Origin of the sequence: Flavobacterium sp. W22_SRS_FP1, assembly GCF_052113685.1 — a bacterium.
Taxonomy (GTDB): Bacteria; Bacteroidota; Bacteroidia; order Flavobacteriales; family Flavobacteriaceae; genus Flavobacterium.
The window spans coordinates 202,433-220,417 of the sequence record NZ_JBGQOE010000001.1; the positions used below are offsets into that span (position 1 = coordinate 202,433).

The 17,985-nt window shown below is 36.3% G+C and carries 12 protein-coding genes and 1 pseudogene; 4 read left to right on the forward strand and 9 right to left on the reverse strand.

Annotation, left to right across the window (positions count from 1 at the left end; all coding sequences use genetic code 11):
- Positions 1-3 precede the first annotated feature (3 nt).
- On the forward strand, positions 4-861 hold the full coding sequence (locus tag ACEN2H_RS00800; RefSeq protein ID WP_441729577.1) for a universal stress protein: 858 nt from the start codon (positions 4-6) through the stop codon (positions 859-861).
- A gap of 218 nt (positions 862-1,079) precedes the next feature.
- On the opposite strand, the gene ACEN2H_RS00805 is transcribed toward ACEN2H_RS00800, so the two are convergent.
- From ACEN2H_RS00805 to ACEN2H_RS00825, 5 genes and pseudogenes are all read right to left on the reverse strand, one after another.
- Positions 1,080-2,870, reverse strand: coding sequence for an acyl-CoA dehydrogenase family protein (locus ACEN2H_RS00805; RefSeq protein WP_441729578.1), 1,791 nt, complete (start codon positions 2,868-2,870; stop codon positions 1,080-1,082).
- 77 nt (positions 2,871-2,947) lie between these two features.
- Positions 2,948-3,297: pseudogene (locus ACEN2H_RS00810) on the reverse strand (four helix bundle protein).
- An 84-nt stretch (positions 3,298-3,381) separates the two neighbouring features.
- On the reverse strand, positions 3,382-4,563 hold the full coding sequence (locus ACEN2H_RS00815) for an acetyl-CoA C-acyltransferase (protein WP_441729580.1): 1,182 nt from the start codon (positions 4,561-4,563) through the stop codon (positions 3,382-3,384).
- 93 nt (positions 4,564-4,656) lie between these two features.
- Positions 4,657-7,047, reverse strand: a complete 2,391-nt coding sequence (locus ACEN2H_RS00820) for a 3-hydroxyacyl-CoA dehydrogenase NAD-binding domain-containing protein (protein ID WP_441729581.1) — start codon at positions 7,045-7,047, stop codon at positions 4,657-4,659.
- Positions 7,048-7,162: 115 nt separating this feature from the next.
- Positions 7,163-7,633 carry a MarR family winged helix-turn-helix transcriptional regulator gene (locus ACEN2H_RS00825; protein WP_441729582.1) on the reverse strand — a complete coding sequence of 157 codons (471 nt, stop codon included), beginning with the start codon at positions 7,631-7,633 and terminating at the stop codon, positions 7,163-7,165.
- A 380-nt stretch (positions 7,634-8,013) separates the two neighbouring features.
- Between ACEN2H_RS00825 and ACEN2H_RS00830 the strand changes: the two genes are divergently transcribed.
- Together ACEN2H_RS00830 and ACEN2H_RS00835 are read left to right on the forward strand one after the other, a co-directional pair.
- On the forward strand, positions 8,014-8,757 hold the full coding sequence (locus ACEN2H_RS00830; protein WP_441729583.1) for a hypothetical protein: 744 nt from the start codon (positions 8,014-8,016) through the stop codon (positions 8,755-8,757).
- 220 nt (positions 8,758-8,977) lie between these two features.
- A complete protein-coding gene (locus tag ACEN2H_RS00835) occupies positions 8,978-9,556 on the forward strand; it encodes a hypothetical protein (RefSeq protein WP_441729584.1) in 579 nt (192 codons plus the stop codon).
- A gap of 322 nt (positions 9,557-9,878) precedes the next feature.
- Here the strand turns inward: ACEN2H_RS00835 and ACEN2H_RS00840 are convergent, their stop codons facing one another.
- From ACEN2H_RS00840 to ACEN2H_RS00855, 4 genes are all read right to left on the reverse strand, one after another.
- The gene (locus ACEN2H_RS00840) at positions 9,879-10,931 is read right to left on the reverse strand and encodes a proline iminopeptidase-family hydrolase (RefSeq protein WP_441729585.1); all 1,053 of its coding nucleotides are present in this window, start codon (positions 10,929-10,931) and stop codon (positions 9,879-9,881) included.
- Positions 10,932-10,953: 22 nt separating this feature from the next.
- Positions 10,954-12,729, reverse strand: coding sequence for an AMP-dependent synthetase/ligase (locus ACEN2H_RS00845; RefSeq protein WP_441729586.1), 1,776 nt, complete (start codon positions 12,727-12,729; stop codon positions 10,954-10,956).
- A 144-nt stretch (positions 12,730-12,873) separates the two neighbouring features.
- Entirely contained in the window at positions 12,874-13,317 is a 444-nt protein-coding gene (locus ACEN2H_RS00850; protein WP_441729587.1) for a hypothetical protein, read from the reverse strand.
- A gap of 378 nt (positions 13,318-13,695) precedes the next feature.
- Complete coding sequence (locus ACEN2H_RS00855) at positions 13,696-14,886, reverse strand: NAD(P)/FAD-dependent oxidoreductase (RefSeq protein ID WP_441729588.1); 1,191 nt, start codon at positions 14,884-14,886, stop codon at positions 13,696-13,698.
- 618 nt (positions 14,887-15,504) lie between these two features.
- On the opposite strand from ACEN2H_RS00855, the gene ACEN2H_RS00860 reads away from it, so the two are divergent.
- Positions 15,505-17,979 (forward strand): zinc-dependent metalloprotease, encoded by a 2,475-nt coding sequence (locus ACEN2H_RS00860; protein ID WP_441729589.1) that lies wholly within the window; start codon positions 15,505-15,507, stop codon positions 17,977-17,979.
- Positions 17,980-17,985: the final 6 nt, after the last annotated feature.

Sequence of the window (17,985 nt, forward strand, 5' to 3'; positions counted from 1 at the left end):
ATAATGACTGAAATAAAAAATATTATGGTCGCTTTAGACCTCTCAGATATTGATAACACCTTAATTGAGTATGCATCATTTATAGCTGAAACTCTAAATATTGAAAAAGTGTACTTTGTACATAACATCAAAAAATATGAGATTTCAGAATTATTTGAAGAACAGTTAAAGGATGTTAATCTGGATGAAATAATAGGAGATGAATTGAACGACAAGGTTAAAGAAAAATTTACATCCTCTGTAGAGTGGGAAGTACTTATTTCAGAAGATCCTTATTCTGAATCTCTAATCAATTATATTGTCAACAAATATGAAATTCAGCTCGCTTTAATAGGAAGTAAAAATAAGGTTAAGGGTACTGGAGTCGTTAGTGGAAAGTTATTGCGTCTACTTAAATGTAACATTCTTTCTATCCCTAAAAATGCGAAGCCAGTTATAAGCAATATATGGGCGGGAACAGACTTTTCAAGTGCCTCCAAAAAAGTTTTTGAAGTAGCTGAAGATTTACAGACTGCCACTTCGGCTAAAGTAAAAGGAGTACATGTGTACAATGTGCCGATTCAATTTTCGCCCTACATTCCAAAAGAACATCTTGATCAGAAGATAGAGAATCATTTGAAGGAAAAGTATGAAAAATTTATTAAAAAGATCGAATACAAAGGGGAGTTAACTTCAGAAATTATTCCAGGAAGAGATAGCGGGATTGCAGAAAAACTACGTGCCAAAGCGGAAGGTTCTAAAGTAGACCTTATTATTGTAGGGGATAAAGGCAGAAATACTTTTTCTTCTCTACTTGTAGGAAGTGTTACTGAGGAGCTTTTTAATCAAGATCTTGAAGTACCTTTATGGATTGTAAAGTAGTAAATGCAAACTTGGCTTTACACTTTTTAGTTTTCCACTATCCTTTTAAATAGAATAGTACAAAATTGTATTCCGAGTTTATAGATGTGATGTTTAATATAATATTTTCAACTATCGCCAATAATAAACCTAATGTGTATAAAATTAAAAACCGCAATCATCTTGATGATTGCGGTTTTTTTTAAACAAACCAGTTCAACTAAAAACTACCTTTTTGCTTAAAAGCAATATTCATTTTCTGCCACTAATTTTTTAGTGATAGTTTCTCTTAAACCTACAACATTTGGCATATTTGTATATTTTGTGAAACGTCTCAAGCCCATTAGCATCATACGTTGTTCGTCGCCTTCAGCAAAAGAGATAATGCTTTCTTTTCCTTTTAGAGTTACAACATCAACTGCTTGGTACAAGTATAATTTTGCCATTGCAATTTGTTCCACTATTTTGTCTTCACCTTCTTTTTTGGCAGTTTTTTCTGTTCTTAGGATCGTACTTTCGGCCATGTAGATTTCGATAAGAATATCAGAAGCTGCCATTAATAACTGTTGGTGTGCATCTAAATCTGGTCCGTATTTTTGAACAGCTCCACCAGCAACCATTAAGAATGCTTTTTTCAATTTAGCAATCATTTCCTTTTCTTCTGCAAATAACTCAGAGTAGTCAGGAGTTTCAAAAGAAGGTATTCCCATTAAGTCTTCTTGTACTTTTGAAGCTGGACCTAATAAATCAACATGTCCTTTCATTGCTTTTTTGATCAACATTCCTACAGATAGCATTCTGTTGATTTCGTTAGTCCCTTCATAAATACGAGCAATTCTAGCATCTCTCCAAGCACTTTCCATCGGAGTATCTTCAGAGAATCCCATTCCACCAAAGATTTGAATTCCTTCATCGGCACAATTTTGAACATCTTCAGAAACCGCCACTTTTAGGACAGAACATTCGATAGCGTATTCCTCAACACCTTTTAATTCGGCATCTTGGTGTGAAGCACCCTCTGCTTCACGAGCCGTAATTCTGTCTTCAATATCTTTTGCGGCTCTATAGGTAGCACTTTCGCCAGCATAACAAGAAGTAGCCATTTCAGCTAATTTTGAACGAATGGCTCCAAATTGTGAAATCGCAGTGTTAAACTGGATTCTTTCGTTTGCATAGACAGTTGCGTTAGTAATCACTCTACGTTGTGCGTCAAGACAGGCTGCAGCCAATTTGATACGACCAACATTTAAAGCATTCATGGCAATTTTGAAACCATTTCCTCTTTCAGACAACATGTTTTCAACAGGAATCGTTGTTTCATTAAAGAAAACCTGACGAGTAGATGAAGCGCGAATTCCTAATTTGTGTTCTTCTTCTCCCATTGAAATCCCATTGTCTTTCGTGTTTTCAACAATGAAACCAGTAATGTTTTTATCGTCTCCAATACGAGCGAAAACGATGAAAAGGCTACAAAATCCTGCATTCGAAATCCACATTTTTTGACCTGTAATAGAATATGATTTTCCGTCTTCAGACAAAACGGCTTTTGTTTTTCCTGAATTGGCATCTGATCCTGCACCCGGTTCAGTAAGGCAATAAGCGCCAAACCATTCGCCAGAAGCTAATTTAGGCACGTATTTTTGTTTTTGTTCTTCACTACCATACAAAGTGATTGGCATTGTTCCAATTCCTGTATGTGCGCCAAAAGCAGTAGAGAATGAACCCGTTGCTCCTGAAATATAATCACAAACCAAAACCGTATTTACAAATCCCATTCCCATTCCTCCGTAGGATTCAGGAACTGCAACGCTAAGAAAACCAAGGTCTCCCGCTTTACGCATTGCTTCTTCAGTCAAGGTGTAGTCCTTCTTTTCAAAACGGGCTTTATTAGGCCATAATTCTTTGTCTACAAACTCTTTTACAGAGTCACGCATCATTAATTGTTCTTCATTGAAATCTTCTGGTGTAAAGACATCTTCACACTTGGTTTCTTTTACAAGGAATTGACCTCCTCTGGTTACGTTGCTCATTTTTTTTGTTTTTTTTTAGATAAAAGATTTTAGAGTAAAGAATATAGAAAATAGATTAGTGAGAATTGCCGACAGTATTATTTCGATCCATTTTGAAAACCCATAGTCATTCTTTGAAATTCTTCTACTTTTGTTTCTAGTTTATTAAATTTTTCTTCGTTGATATATTTTTATGCTTTGCAACTATTAGTTGTGTAATGAGTTCAAATGAAGAACCTAAAGCGATATCTATAAAGTGGCTAAAAGATTTATCAGTTCTTGACGAACCTTCAGCGATATTACTAGGAATTGAAACCGAACATCTGCTTAATTGAGAACTCAAATCAAATCTTTCATGTTTTGGAATCTCTAGAAGTATATCCGAAACATCATTTGCGATTTCGATGCCTATTTGCCAAATTTTTAAATTCTTATAATTATGGCGCATACGCTGTCTTTTTAAACAATATTCTTTTCTCTCTGTTCTATCCTCTTTATTCTATATTCTTTGTTCTCTTCTCTTTACGCTTCTCTACAATAGCTCATAAACCCCAGCACTTCCTTGACCTGTACCTACACACATACTGACAACTCCGTATTTATTTCCGCGGCGTTTCATTTCGTCGAATAATTGAACGGACAATTTTGCACCTGTACAACCTAATGGATGTCCCATTGCGATTGCACCACCGTTTACGTTTACGATATCAGGATTCAATCCTAACTCGCGGATAACGGCTAATGATTGCGAGGCAAAAGCTTCGTTTAATTCGATTAAATCAATGTCATTCAGCGTTAATCCTGCTTGCTTAAGCGCTTTTGGAATCGCTTTTACTGGGCCAATTCCCATGATTCTTGGTTCAACTCCTGCAGAGGCAAAGTTTACTAATCTTGCGATAGGTTCTAAGTTTAATTCTTTGACCATTTCTTCGCTCATGATCAAAACAAAAGCCGCTCCATCACTCATTTGTGAAGAGTTACCCGCAGTTACACTTCCACCAGCTTCAAAAACAGGTCTTAGACCTGCCAAAGCTTCTTTGGAAGTTCCAGCTCTTGGGCCTTCATCTTTATTGACTACGTATGATTTAGTTTCTTTTTTACCATTCTCATTGATAAACGTTTGCTCAATAGTTATTGGAACAATTTGTTTGTCAAATTTACCATCCGCTTGCGCTTTCAAGGCTTTCATGTGCGAGTGATAAGCAAACTCATCTTGATCTTCTCTGGAAACCTTAAATTGCTGTGCAACGGCTTCAGCAGTTAGTCCCATTCCCCAGTAGTAGTCTTCGTTTCCTGCTTTCGCAACAGCATAATCAGGAGTCGGTTTGTATCCACCCATTGGAATAAAACTCATGCTTTCTGCACCACCAGCGATGATACAATCAGCCATTCCTGATTGAATTTTGGCTGTAGCCATCCCAATTGTTTCTAATCCAGAGGCACAATAACGGTTTACCGTCACACCAGGAACATCTTCGATTTTTAATCCCATTAAGGAAATCAAACGACCTATGTTCAATCCTTGTTCCGCTTCCGGCATGGCATTTCCCACCATAACGTCATCAATACGAGTCTTGTCAAAATCAGGCAGCTCATTCATCATATATTCGATGGTTTCTGCAGCTAATTCATCAGGTCTTTTAAATCTAAACACTCCTTTTGGGGCTTTCCCCACGGCTGTTCTGTATGCTTTTACTATATAGGCTGTTTTCATGTTTTTTCTTTTTTAAGAGTAGAGAATATAGAGAAGAGAGTATAGACTCAAAATTATCTGTCTTCTATAATTCTATTCTCTTTGTTCTATTTTCTAATTTCTAAGCGGTTTCCCTTTAGTTAACATAAACTGGATTCTTTCTAATGTTTTTCTCTCTGTACAAAGTGACAAGAAAGCCTCACGTTCTAGGTCCAATAAATATTGTTCACTGACCAATGTAGGTTCAGATAAATCACCACCAGCCATTACATAAGCTAGTTTGTTAGCGATTTTCTTGTCGTGTTCAGAGATGTATTTTCCGGCTTGCATTTGGTCAGTTCCTACTAAGAACATTCCCAACGCTTGTTTTCCTAAAACCTTAACATCTTTTCTGTGAATCGGTTGTGTGTATCCCGCTTCGGCCATAATTAACGCATGTTTTTTGGCTTCCGCAATCTGACGGTCTTTGTTTACTACGATGATGTCTTTTCCTTTTTGTAAAAGTCCGGTATCAAAAGCTTCATATCCAGAAGTAGATACTTTAGCCATAGCGATCGTCAAGAAATATTCTTGCAACACGTTTAATTCGACATCATTTTTGTGAAATAAGTCAGAAGCACGCAATGCTAATTCTTTAGAACCACCGCCGCCGGGAATTACTCCAACACCAAATTCAACCAATCCCATATAAGTTTCTGCAGCAGCTACAACTTTATCGGCGTGTAAACTCATTTCGCAGCCACCACCAAAAGTCATTCCGTGCGGCGCAACCACAACTGGAATTCCAGAGTAACGCACACGCATCATCGTGTCTTGGAACGTTTTGATCGCCATGTTCAATTCGTCATATTCTTGCTCAACGGCCATCATAAATATCATTCCGATATTAGCACCAACAGAGAAATTTGCTGCTTGATTACCAATAACCAGACCTTGATATTCATTTTCGGCTAAGTCAATTGCTTTATTGATAGCTTGTAAAACATCGCCACCAATAGTATTCATTTTAGATTGAAACTCTAGGTTCAAAATTCCATCTCCTAAGTCTTGGATTATAGCGCCACTATTACTCCATACTTTTTTGCTTTCGCGAATGTTGTTCAGGATAATAAATGAATCTTGACCAGGCACTTTAGTTTGTAGTTTTGTAGGGATATTGTAGAAATAAGTAGCACCTTCTTTTATAGAATAGAAGCTTTTGCTTCCGGCAGCTAGCATATCATTTACCCAAGCAGCAGGAGCAATTCCTTCGGCTTTCATGATTTCGATTCCTTTTTCGACACCTATAGCGTCCCAAATTTCAAATGGACCATTTTCCCAACCGAATCCAGCTTTCATAGCATCATCGATTTTGTATAATTCATCTGAGATTTCAGGAATTCTATTCGAAACATAAGCAAACATACCAGCAAAACTTTTGCGGTAAAATTCACCTGCTTTGTCTTTTCCTTTTACTAGAACTTTAAAGCGATTAATTGGTTTGTCGATTGTTTTTGTTAATTCTAAAGTCGCAAAAGATGCTTTTTTAGCCGCTCTATATTCTAAAGTGTCTAAATCCAAAGTCAGGATTTCTTTCCCTTCTTTTTTATAAAAACCTTGACCAGTTTTACTACCCAGCCATTTGTTGTCCATCATTTTATTGACGAAATCAGGTAATTTAAACAACTCATGTTGTTCGTCATTAGGGCAGTTTTCGAAGATTCCGTTAGCAACATGTACTAAGGTGTCTAATCCTACTACGTCTACTGTTCTGAAAGTAGCTGATTTTGGTCGGCCAATAACGGGTCCAGTTAGTTTATCTACTTCTTCAATGGTTAATCCCAATTCTCTAACCAAATGGAATAAACTTTGAATTCCATAAATACCAACACGGTTTCCAATGAAAGCGGGAGTATCCTTGGCAACAACCGAAGTTTTACCCAAGAATTTTTCTCCGTATATAGTAAGGAAGTCCAAAACTTCAGTTGAAGTTTGTGGGCCAGGAATAATTTCAAATAATTTTAAGTAACGCGCAGGGTTGAAAAAGTGAGTTCCGCAGAAGTGTTTTTGAAAATCGTCAGACCTTCCTTCACTCATAAAGTGAATAGGAATTCCAGAGGTGTTTGAAGTAACCAAAGTTCCTGGTTTTCTGAATTTTTCAATTTGTTCAAAAACTAATTTTTTAATATCCAATCGTTCTACGACAACCTCGATAATCCAGTCTACATTGGCAATTTTTGCCATGTCATCCGTAGTATTTCCAGTTGTAATACGATCAGCAAAACTTTGACTGTAAATAGGGGAGGGCTTCGATTTCAAGGAATTCGCTAAATGCTCGTTTACCAAGCGGTTTCTAACGATTTTACTTTCTAAAGTAAGTCCTTTTTTAGCTTCGGCATCAGTCAGTTCTCTTGGAACAATGTCCAAAAGTAAAACTTCAACTCCAATGTTGGCAAAATGGCAAGCAATTCCTGAACCCATAATTCCGGATCCTATCACTGCAACTTTTTTAATTGTGCGTTTCATAAGTTGTTTATATTTATTTTTTATTAAACCCCGATGACTATCGGGAGGTATCAGCCTTTATTTTCCAGGAGTTGGAATTATTTCGATTTAATACCTGGTGTAAAGTTTTGTTTTTTTAACTGATAGCACCTTCAATTTCGGTGCTTTCTGTTTGCTTAAAAATATTTTTATCTTGAATTAACTCGTTAATTGTATCTGCTACTTCAATGAAATGTTGAAGTTTTTCCTCAGAAATATGCTGTTTCACCGTTTCATTAAACATTAAAACAGTACTCTTAGACAGCTCTCTTTTCTCTTTACCAAAATCGGTCAAGTAAATCAGTACGCCGCGACCATCTTCTGGATTTTTTTTTCGGATGATGAGTCCTTTTTCTTCCATAGATTTTAGGGTTCTGGTAAGGCTTGTGGCTTCCATTCCCATTTTAGGGCCTAAGGATGTTGAAGGCGTTCCTTTATCCTTGTCCATACTTAACAAGGCAAATCCAGTGGACATGGTGGCACCATATTTAGAAGCTTCCTCATTGTACATTCTCGAAACCGCTTGCCAGGTTGCGCGTAATATGTAATCTATCGTTTTGTCTTTCATAAGTAACTATATCGATTTCAAATATAATAAAAAATACTATGCATGCATAATAAATTAAAATGTTTTTTTGTTAAATGCTACGAAATATAAATAAATACGGCTGAATTTGAGCAAATTGAGTGCTTATTTAGGTGTTTTTTGGGCGTTACCCTTCGTAAAGACTACGGGTCGGGCTGTACGTTGTATCTTTTATTCCGCTAGCGCTACATAAAAGGATGCCACTTCCATCCCTAACGCAATCCGGAGTAGAAAGGAGTTAAAAAAAGGGATTATAAATAACAGAAAAAAAACAACAATAGTTATGTGAATGGTACGAAAAGTTGTATATATTTGATAATATTTAATAGTTATTCGTCACTTTAAAAGACACCGAAATAAATATGATATCAAAGAAAGACATACCTTTAGATTTACTTAAAACAGTTGAACCAATTGCTCAAGCTAACCTCGACCTAATTCAATTAAAAAAAGAGGATAACACTTTTTACTGTTTCGTGGAAACAGACATTAACGCTAAAAATTATTTCAAAATATTTATTGATGGTGCAAAACGTGTTGGAAATTACGACAAGACAAAATATACATGTGAATTTAAGCCTGCTAACAATACAAATGCAAAACAAAGTATTGGGCAAACGTCTTTAAACGACCTTGGAGAACAATTTCAAAATTGGATATCACTAATTCGTGATATTCACGAAATACCTAGTGTTCACGATGATAACTTCGTAAAACAATATGCTGAATTTTATTATAATGAATTCAAAATTGTTGACGAAGATGCGGATAATTCTCCATTTGATCCTAACCAACAAGATTATGTAGAAATTTATCTTCTGTCTTTAACCAATGTAATTAACCAATCAGGTGATAAATTAAGTGAAACAGAAAAACAAGAACTTCTTAATGATATTAAAGTAATACAATCTGCTTTGCCGACAACAACCAAAAGTCAAGTAATGAAAGGTATTACAAAAGTTTTTGGTAAACTATACAAAATAAGCAAAACACTTGCTAAAGAAATTGTGACAGAAGCGAAAAAACATTTAATAAAAAATCTAATTGAATTAGGAATTGAATATGGTCCAAAACTTTTAGAAATGTTCAGTAAACAATTACAATAAACACCAAAAGAAAAGAAAAGAAAAGCGAGCGCATAACAGCTATATTGAGTTAGCGCGAATTTAGTGGAATTACCGTTTCGCATCAACTTTTCTACAAAACAGAAAACTGAGCGTTTACGAAATCCCCACCATCGCGAAGTAGCAAAACTTTGTTTCATAGTTTACAGCAAGATAAATCCGAAAGAAATTAAAACTAAAAATGCAATAATAATTAAAATTTATGAAGTCAGGGTTTACACTAAAGCTGATAGCGACGCTATCAATTTGCTTATTTACAATTTTTGCTAAAGCTCAAGATGCGAGCGTTGAAAAGTCAACTTATGGAATTCAAATAGGAATTTTAGGAATTTGGGCCCATCGGGAAGTAAAATTAACAAATCAACTTGCTTTAAGAGAAGAAATTGGAATGGATGCTGGATTTTGGGGCGGAAGTTTTTATTCGCAAAACGGCTATTTAATGACTCCTGTAATTACATTAGAACCAAGATGGTATTATAATTTAAATAAAAGAATAGCTAAATCAAGAAATATAAGCGGAAATAGCGGAAACTTTCTGTCTCTTAAAACGAGTTATCACCCAAACTGGTTTGTAATCTCTAATTATGACAACATACAAATTGCCGACCAAATTTCAATAATACCAACTTGGAGTCTAAAAAGAAATATCGGAAATCATTTTACATACGAAACAGGAATTGGTATTGGATATAGATATATTTTCGCTAAAAGTGTAGGGTATTTAGAAAATCAAAGTGAAACCGCAGTAAACCTGCATTTACGACTTGGATACCGCTTTTAAAGATAGAAAACCTTGCGCAACAACAGTTATAGTGAAATGTTTTAGTATCAGTCCCTTTAAGCATTTTATTTTCTGCAAAACTGAAAATTGAAAGGCTAGGTATCATAAACCAGCTCGACGCACCGAAACAAAGCGCAATAACTTAATAACCGATAAGAAATAAAAATAGGAGCAGCAGCCCGATTGCAGAAGCTCAGATAAATTATTATCTGAGACGGGCTAACACAACGGTTAGCAATTGAATAAAATTTTAGAATTAAAATTAAAACAAAAAAACCACGAAGATCAATTCGTGGTTTTTTGTATAATAACCGTTTTGTTTTTAAGACTTCTTAAATTCACCACTATCTACATCTTTCAAAAACTTAATAACACCTGGAAAGTAGGTTTTAGGATCATCGTATTGCGAAAGGTGACTTCCGTTAGGGCAGTATAAAAAGCGTCCGTTTTGCACCTCGTTAGCAATCCATTTCATGTGGTCGGGATCCATGGTGTCGTATTTAGAACCTATGGCTAGAGTAGGAACGGTCAGAGTTTTAAGTCTGTCTTTGACATCCCAGCTCTTTAAGGAAGCGTTTCCTGTGATACCAAATTCACTATGACCTTGCATAAACACATATACTTCTGGATTGATGTGCTTGAAACATCTGTTGATCGATTCAGGCCATTGGTCCAGTGGCATTCTCAAAATATGTTCAGTGTAGTAATATTTAAAAAGCAGTTCGCTGTATTTTGGATTATCAAAATCATTATTGTTTTCTATATCCTGCAATTGCTTTAGGATTTTCGGATCCATTTGAGGCGCTAGGACTTCTTTTGCGTAAGCGTTATACTCGGGAATACTCGCCATCATATTAGAGATAATCAAGCCTTTCATGTTTTTTTGGTACTTCAAAGCATATTCCATGGCTAGGATTCCGCCCCAAGATTGTCCCATTACATAAAAATTAGAACTATCACAACCCAGAGCGATGCGCACTTGTTCCACTTCTTCTACAAAGCGTTCGTTAGTCCACAGACTACTGTCTTTGGGTTGGTCGCTATAATAGGAACCCAATTGGTCGTAGTAGATGTATTCGATACTTTCGTTAGGGAAATAGCCGTCAAAACACTCGTAGAGTTCATGCGTTAGTCCGGGTCCACCATGCAGCAGCAATACTTTTATTGTCGGATTGTTCCCTACAGTTTTTGTCCAAACCTTAAAAGTGCCTTTTGGTGTTTTGATTGGGATCATTTTGATGCCGCCAGTGAGCTGGTCATCGCGTTTTGAAAAATCCAAGTAATTTGCTTTTACCGAATCTTCCTTCTGTTTTTCCTGACAAGCAGAAAAAAAGAGCAAACTAATAATGGAACAAATTAGGACTTTTAGTTTCATAAGAGGTTTCTTTTATAATGCGCTAATTATATATTTTATGGAATAAATCGATATATTTCTCCATCACCAATTTGCGTTTCATTTTCAAGGTTGGAGTCAGGTGTCCGCCTTCGATAGACCAAATGTCAGGAGTCAGTTCAAAACGTTTTATTTTTTCCCAGTTCCCGAACTTTACATTCAGAGAGTCAATTTCTTCTTGGATACGTGCGATTACTTTTTCATTTGAGATCACTTCCTCATTACTCACCCCCACATCAATTCCGTGAATGTTCCCCCATTCTTTTACAAATTCAAAATTAGGTTGTATGATGGCGGCTGGCATTTTTTGTCCATCACCTATCACCATGATTTGATCAATGAAACGAGATTGTTTCATCGTGTTTTCAATGATTTGTGGCGCAATGTATTTCCCTCCAGAGGTTTTGAACATCTCCTTTTTACGATCGGTAATTTTAAGAAAACCCTCTTTGTCAAAAATTCCGATATCACCAGTGTGGAAATAACCATTTACAATTACTTCATTAGTTAATTTTTCATCTTTATAATACCCCATCATCACGTTAGGGCCTTTGCAAAGTATTTCGCCATCTGGTGCAATTATTACCTCTACGTTATCAATTACTTTACCTACGGTTCCTACCTTATAGCCTTTGTTTCTCATATCAGTAACAGCAATCACAGGAGAAGTTTCAGTCAAACCATAGCCTTCCATAACTGGAATTTCGGCAGCAGCAAAAATTCTAGACAATCTCGTTTGTAACGCAGCGCTTCCAGATACCATCAATTCTAAGTTACCTCCTAAACCTTCTTTCCATTTACTGAAGATCAATTTACGGGCGATTTTAAGTTGCATTTCATACCACCAGCCATTTGTCCCGTACGGCTCATATCGCAATCCTAAATCAATAGCCCAAAAGAATAGCGCCTTTTTGATACCAGTTAATTCAGCACCTTTTGCATAAATTTTGTCGTATACCTTTTCTAGGAGTCTAGGAACAGCTGTTATTACGGTTGGTTTTACTTCTTTAAGGTTGTCACTAATTTTATCAATGGCTTCACCAAAATAAATTGAAACACCATAGTATTGATATAAATACAAAATCATTCGTTCAAAAATATGGCAAATAGGGAGAAAGCTCAATGCGCGACTTTTCCCTGCTTCAAATGGAATCCTCGAAGCACTGTCCAAGACATTAGAGACAATGTTTTTGTGCGAAAGCATCACTCCTTTAGGTTTTCCGGTTGTCCCTGAAGTATAAATGATGGTTGCTAATTCTTCTGGCTTTACATCATTTTTTCGAGACTCAACCTCATTTTGGTTGCTTGGATCAAGTCCAAGAATCAGTAATTCATTCCAGTTTTTGCAGCCTTCAATTAGGTTGAAAGAATACACTTCTTTAAGATTTGGAACTTTGTGTCGTATTGAATTCACTTTTTCAAGAACCTCTACATCAGAAACAAAACAATAAATTGCACCGGAATGATTCAAAACGTATTCGTAATCGTCCTCAGAAATCGTCGGGTAAATAGGGATTGTTTGCGCTCCTGTTTGCAAAATACCAATATCCATTATGTTCCATTCCGTTCTGTTGCTTGAAGATATTAGCGCAATTTTATCGTCTTTCTGAATGCCCATTCGTAAAAGTGCCCTTGAGACAGAATTGGACTTTGCAATATATTCTTGTGTTGATGTCTTTACCCAAACCCCGTCTTGCTTTGTTACTAAAGCATCCGGAATTGAAGTATATTTATCTTGTTGATAATAAGGGAAATCAAAGAGTCTGGTTATAGAAGTCATTATTAAAATATTGAATTTAATCGCAAATTAAATAAAAATTCATTGTTATTTTTATTTTTCAAAAAAATAAATAAAAAATTAAGTCTAATTAACGCAATCGATTTCTTGTGGAGTTGTTTAAGTCGTTGATTATATTGCAGGATACTAATTAGTTAACTTTTCGGAGGAGTCTATATAGTTTTTACTCCTGTCCCCGGATATAAACATTTTCTTTTTTTCGAAATGGATCGAAAAGTGTGCATAAGTCCACTGGGCATCGTTATCCCCTTTGCTTTTATAATACAGCGAGTATACAGCATAATTAAATCCTTTTTGGTATTTTGGAGTTCCATTTTCAAAACATTCGATTCCCCAATCCATATTTGTTTTTGACAAATCATGTAACTGAAAAATCCCAGTTCCATCAGGGTTGAGTTGAACGATGGGTTCTAGCTCTCCTGCAATCAAATATGTTCCTGTTACAGGGTAATTAATGCTCGTGGTGATATAATGTGTACCAGCTTTTGTAGTAATTTGTTCGGCTTTTTGAGCATAACTATTAGAGGTGAATAATAGGAATGCGATGGTAAGGACGTTTAAGTATTTCATGAGAGGTTTTGTACAAAGATGGTACTCAAATTTAATTAAAAGTAGTTTTTTTGCGAGTTATAAGTTATCTAAAGAGAGCTTCAACCTAAGTAAAATCACGAATGATAGTCTGATTTATAGCGCTTTTGTAAATGTTTTGCTTGTTTTTTAAGGATTTAAGAAACAGCAAATAAAAATAATATATAAGATAAATCTTATTCATTAAATTAATACATCCGGCTTCATGTTATGCTCACTAATTTGATAAAAAGACAGTAGTCTTCGGAAAAACAACGGTTTTTATGCTGACGTACGAGCAACGACATGGCATATGAATTGGATAGCAGAGAATATGTCGTAAATAGTATTGCTAAACAGCTTATTTTGTCTAATGCTAAGTTATGGAAGCGAATTCAAGTGACGGGCAAGATAAACGCCCATGCTAAAGCAAGACTGAAGCAGATAGCCTCCCGTTGGCGCGTCGAGGTCTAGCATTTCTCCAATACAATAGTTGTTTTTCATCATTTTTAGTTGGAAATTTTCATCTAAGGCTGTCAGTCCGATCCCGCCAGTTGTAGATATTGCCTCATCTAATAGCGCTGATCCTGTTATTTCTACAGGGAGTTTTTTTATTTTTTGTGCCAAAATCTCAGTATTCAGGTAGCTTTCTTTTGAGAGATAAGTTTTTAAAAGTCCAATTTGCGCAGGATTCAATTTAAGCTCTTTCTGTAATTTTTCGCTGGTCTTTTTTAAGTTTGATTTTTGGATCTTTTCAAGTAGATTAGCATAACTTAATGTTGGCTTTAGATCTAGAAAGACAGTAGCGGTTTGATTTTTGTCAAGTTCCTCGCGAATTTGCGGGCTTATTGCATATATGGCATTGCCCTCTAAACCGAAACGTGTAATCACTAGCTCGCCTTTTTGGGTTTTACCTCCACAGCTTATAGCAATGTTTTTAAGTGGATTTCCCTCGTGCTTGTCGATAAAATCCAGTTCCCAGTTTACTCGATAAGCACAATTTGAGGCTTTAAAAGAAACAATATCAACCCCTTGTTTCTTGAACAGACCAAGCCAGGTTCCATCAGAGCCGGTTACTTTCCAGCTGCCTCCGCCCATGGCAAAAATGGTATAGTCAGACTTGACTACTGAGTCAGCATTGAAAACAATATCGTGTTTAGCATCCCAGCCAGTCCAGGTATGCTGATAATGAATTGTAACCCCTCGCTTATTGAGTACATCAAGAATTGCGTTCAGTACCGCAATCGGTTTAATTCCGCTTTCAGGATATACGCGTTTACTGCTACCGATGTAGGTAGGAATGCCCATGAGATCAATCCATTTTTGAAAATCATCATTGTCAAAATCTAGTAGGGCTTCTTGTATAAAATGGGATGGTGTGTAGCGCTCTATCAATTGCGCAATTGGTTCTGAATGAGTAAGATTAAATCCGCCTTTTCCAGCTACAAGAAACTTCCTTCCAAGGGTTTTATTTTTCTCGTAAATGCTAACATTGAATTTCTGAGGATCGAGAAATGCGGCTAGTAAAAATGCTGCGGGCCCTCCACCTATAATTGAGACTAATTTCTTCACACTGCAAAAATACTCTTTGTTTAAGGATTAAACCTGATATCATTTTTTTTAATAGCTGTTGCGATAGCAAAACGAAATATAATATTGGTTGGCTTTTCTGGCTTGGCGGAAATTTCAACTTGAATAATTATTTAAATACAATTCGGCCCCAAATGAGATGTGCTTAAATTATGGGTCGTCGTTCCCGCGGTCTTGCGATTCTATCGTAGTAGGCTGAGGATTGTGCTTTAGGTTATCTTTGTTAATTTTAGTAAAAAAGTACTTTTTTTTTAGTCAAAGGACTAAATCAGATTAAACCACTGTTATCCTCAGAACCTTTTCTACTCAACGAGGTCAATTTCTGCATAGGCTTTGAATCAAAAGTGTATGTATCTATTGAAGTCGTTTCCAACTTTAATGAAATTAGGTAATTTTTTTTTATTCAGAAAGACATCAAGAGCAATTGTGTAGAGTGAAAAAGAGTATTTTTTTAGAGATAATTTAAAATCTATAGGCTTTTATTGTGGATACTGCGCTATATTTGAACAAAAGTTAATTATAAGTTAAAGAAGTGTTCTATGATCAGTTTACAGCTGTTAAAAGATATTTTTGATTTTGAAAACTATTAAAAGCCAAAAAATGAATAAAATTCTCGTTTTAATCACAGTCGTCCTAGTCATGCTCTTTCCAACATCGCAATTTGCCCAATCAAAGCGAGAAAAGAATAAAAAAACCGAAGCCGCTGCGTTGCCTGCTGCAGAAAAAAAGTCGGAAGTAACCATCAAGGAGTATAGCAAGGTAATAACTAAAGAGGCCATTTCTGATACTGGATTGTTTACGGTTCACAAGGTAGATAAAAAATATTTTTTCGAAATACCAAATGTCTTGTTAGACAAAGACATGCTTTTGGTCAGTAGGTTATCAAAAATCCCATCTAATCTAGGGGGAGGCTACGTAAATGCAGGTTCAGAAACCAATGAACAACTAATCGTCTGGCAACGTTTTCAGGATAAAATACTCATAAAGCTGAAGTCTTATAAATCAATCGCTAACGATAGCTTGCCTATCAGTATTTCAGTAAAATCAAATAATTATGAGCCTACATTGTTTGCATTCGACATCGTCGCGTTTAGCAAAGATTCTGCTAACACCGTAATTGATGTGACTAAATTTTACAGCACAGATGTGAAATCTATCAGTGGATTGTCGGCAGCTATGAGGGAAACATACAAGGTTAAAGGACTGGATGATTCGCGAAGTTTTATCAATGCAATGCGAAGTTTTCCAATGAATATCGAGGTCGTTCAAGACTTTAGCTATAATGCCTCAAAACCACCAGTTTTAGAGGATTCCGAAACGATAAGCATCCAGATGAATCAATCTATGATTTTGCTTCCTGAGAAGTTGATGCAGCCCAGATTAGCTGATTCAAGAGTGGGATGGTTTACTATGAGTCAATATGATTACGGGAGTAGTGAATTAAAATCAGACAGTAAAACCTATCTACGCCGTTGGAGACTGGAACCTAAAGATCCTGAAGCTTATGCCCGCGGAGAATTAGTGGAGCCTATAAAGCCAATCGTATATTATTTAGATCCTGCGACTCCTGAAAAGCTGCGAAAATACATCAAACTGGGAATCGAAGAATGGCAAAAACCCTTTGAAGGAGCTGGATTTAAAAATGCAATCATTGCCAAAGATGCACCAACAAAAGAAGAAGATCCTGATTTTAGTCCAGAAGATATCCGTTATTCGGTTATTCGTTACGTCGCTAGTACAACTCGAAATGCAGTAGGACCAAGTGTTACTGACCCTAGAACCGGTGAGATAATAGAGAGTGATGTGATCTGGTATCACAACCATTTGCGTTCTTACAGGAATAGATATTTATTAGAAACAGGAGCAGCAAACCCTTCTGCACGAACTTTAAATACGAGTGACGAGGAAATGGGTGATATGATGCGCATGGTTATAGCACATGAGGTAGGGCATGCACTTGGTTTACCCCATAATATGGGTGCCAGTTGTGCTTATGAAATAGAAAGCTATAGAGACGGTGCATTTACGCAGAAAAACGGAATTGCAGCCAGTATAATGGATTATGCGAGGTTCAATTATATAGCGCAGCCTGGTGATAAAAACATTCGCTTTATACGTCAAATAGGAGCTTATGATCATTATTCTGTTAATTGGGGATACCGTGTAATTCCGGATTCAAGCTCTCCCGAATCGGAAAGAGCTACACTAGATAAGTGGATTTTGGATAAAGCAGATAATCCCTTGTATAAATACGGAAAACAGAGTAGTAGTTTTGACCCAACTTCACAAACGGAAGATATTGGTAACAATTCGATGAAAGCGAGCTCTTACGGTCTAAAAAATTTACAATATGTTGCGGCTCATTTGTCAGAGTGGACCAGTGATGTAACCAATAATTATCAAGACTTAGACGAACTATATAAAGAATTATTGTCTGTTTGGAGTAGGTATATAGGTCATGTCGTGACCAATGTAGGAGGTGTTCATGAGAACCTTCAAAAGCCTGACCAAAAAGGGAATGTATATGAAATCGTGCCAAAATCGCAACAACAGGAAGCGATGCAATGGTTGCAGGATAATGCATTTAATTCACCAACTTGGTTAGTGAATGTGTCCACTTTAAAAAATATAGATTATTCAGGGTACACAGAGATTTTTAGAAATCTGCAAGCCCGACATTTAAACGATGTTTTGAGTTTTGGACGTATCGGAAGATTAATGGATGCGGAGATCATGGGAGGTCCTAATTATAAAGCACTGGACTTGCTTCGAGACATGAGAAAAGGAATCTGGAAAGAAGCAAATACGGGAGTAAATGTGGTTATTTATCGAAGAAACCTGCAACGGGCTTACATCGAAAGGATGGACTATTTAATGAACGAAGAAATTAAATCTGAAAGATCAGAAGGATATTATAACGTATCGCAATCAGATCTGCGGTCTTTGGTGCGAGGAGAGCTTAGTGTTCTAAAAGAGATGCTCGTTAGTGCCAAAGGCAAAACCCTAAACACCGAAACGAAATACCATTATGAAGACAGCATAAAACGAATTGAACTAATATTAAATCCAAAGTAATTTTTA

Coding starts and splice junctions, on each gene's coding strand:
- ACEN2H_RS00850 (WP_441729587.1), bottom strand. CDS start 13,317: ATGAAATACTTAAACGTCCTTACCATCGCATTCCTATTATTCACCTCT.
- ACEN2H_RS00825 (WP_441729582.1), bottom strand. CDS start 7,633: ATGAAAGACAAAACGATAGATTACATATTACGCGCAACCTGGCAAGCG.
- ACEN2H_RS00815 (WP_441729580.1), bottom strand. CDS start 4,563: ATGAAAACAGCCTATATAGTAAAAGCATACAGAACAGCCGTGGGGAAA.
- ACEN2H_RS00835 (WP_441729584.1), top strand. CDS start 8,978: ATGAAGTCAGGGTTTACACTAAAGCTGATAGCGACGCTATCAATTTGC.
- ACEN2H_RS00860 (WP_441729589.1), top strand. CDS start 15,505: ATGAATAAAATTCTCGTTTTAATCACAGTCGTCCTAGTCATGCTCTTT.
- ACEN2H_RS00805 (WP_441729578.1), bottom strand. CDS start 2,870: ATGAGCAACGTAACCAGAGGAGGTCAATTCCTTGTAAAAGAAACCAAG.
- ACEN2H_RS00840 (WP_441729585.1), bottom strand. CDS start 10,931: ATGAAACTAAAAGTCCTAATTTGTTCCATTATTAGTTTGCTCTTTTTT.
- ACEN2H_RS00830 (WP_441729583.1), top strand. CDS start 8,014: ATGATATCAAAGAAAGACATACCTTTAGATTTACTTAAAACAGTTGAA.
- ACEN2H_RS00800 (WP_441729577.1), top strand. CDS start 4: ATGACTGAAATAAAAAATATTATGGTCGCTTTAGACCTCTCAGATATT.
- ACEN2H_RS00845 (WP_441729586.1), bottom strand. CDS start 12,729: ATGACTTCTATAACCAGACTCTTTGATTTCCCTTATTATCAACAAGAT.
- ACEN2H_RS00820 (WP_441729581.1), bottom strand. CDS start 7,047: ATGAAACGCACAATTAAAAAAGTTGCAGTGATAGGATCCGGAATTATG.